Origin of the sequence: Corynebacterium sp. MSK204, assembly GCF_030229885.1 — a bacterium.
GTDB lineage: Bacteria > Actinomycetota > Actinomycetes > Mycobacteriales > Mycobacteriaceae > Corynebacterium.
In genome coordinates this window covers 1-1,303 of sequence record NZ_JASPGQ010000048.1, presented here as the reverse complement: position 1 = coordinate 1,303, position 1,303 = coordinate 1, and the positions used below count along the sequence as shown (strand labels likewise).

The window sequence follows — 1,303 nt, the reverse complement described above, 5'->3', positions numbered from 1 at the left end:
CCTGACCCCTGTTTGGTGGACACCTGATATCCAGCCCAGTCGGGCTGGAAAGAAAGGTAATCTACCACCATGTCCAGGTACTCCGAACAGTTCAAACGCGATGCCGTGGCCCTCTATGAGAACAATGAGGACCTCTCGCTGAACTCAGCATCAGCCGAGCTCGGTATCAACCGTGCCTCGCTGCATTCATGGGTCAAGAAGTACGGCACCGGCAAACGTGCGCGTATAAAAGCCATGCAGGATAAAGCCCAAGCGGCGAATGATTCCGAACGGATCCGCCAGTTAGAAAAAGAAAACGCAAAGCTGCGCGAAGAACGTGACATCCTGCGCAAGGCCGCCAAATATTTTGCCGAAGAGACTCACTGGTGATCCGCTTCCAGTTTGTCTATGACCACCGAACCGAATTCTCGGTCAAGCGGATGTGCCATGTGTTAAAACTGAATCGTTCCTCGTTTTATAAGTGGGTCCAAACCCGTAAAAATCGCAGGTTAAAGATGTATTCTGATGCTGTTATTGGTGCAAGGATCGCAACCATCTTTGATGATGAGCTTGGGCTTTACGGCGCTAAACGCATCGCTGCAAGCCTGAATGAGGACACGGCGTATGTCCCGATCAATCACAAGAAAGTTGCACGAATTATGAAAGCCATGGGGCTTAAAGGCTTTACCAAACGCCGCCGATGTGTCACTACCAGGCGCAAGCCTGGCCACCGCGTCATGCCGGACTTAGTAGGCCGTAAATTCACCGCCAACGAGCCGAATCGCGTTTATGTTGGCGACATTACCTACCTGCCCTGTAAGGGTGGCAAGAACATGTATGTGGCCACAGTTATTGACACTTCATTCACGCAAACGTGCAGGTTATGCGCTCGCAGACAACATGCGAGTGTCACTGGTCGTCGATGCAATAGCCCACGCGCACGGTGTACGCGGCAGTCTTGACGGGGCTATATTCCATTCCGATCACGGCAGCGTGTACACCTCACAAGCCTTTAGGAACTATTGCTCGTCGTTGGGTGTGCGCCAGTCCATGGGAGCGGTAGGAACGAGTGCTGATAACGCCCTAGCAGAATCATTTAACGCCACCTTAAAGCGGGAAGTCTTGCGCGATAGGAAAGTCTTTGACAATCCGATCTCCTGCCGCCGGGAAGTCTTCCGGTGGTGCATGCGCTACAACACGCGCCGGCGGCACTCCTGGTGCAATCTTGTAGCGCCTGATGTCTTTGAAGCCGAGACTTCAACTACACTGACCAAAGCAGCATAGCTAACCCCCGACGTGTCCACTGTCCGGGGGTCAGGCCCGG

At 53.3% G+C, this 1,303-nt stretch carries 1 pseudogene; it reads left to right on the top strand.

Annotated elements, in window-relative coordinates:
• Window positions 1-69: 69 nt before the first annotated feature.
• Window positions 70-1,263, top strand: a pseudogene (locus tag QP908_RS11720) (IS3 family transposase).
• Window positions 1,264-1,303: the final 40 nt, after the last annotated feature.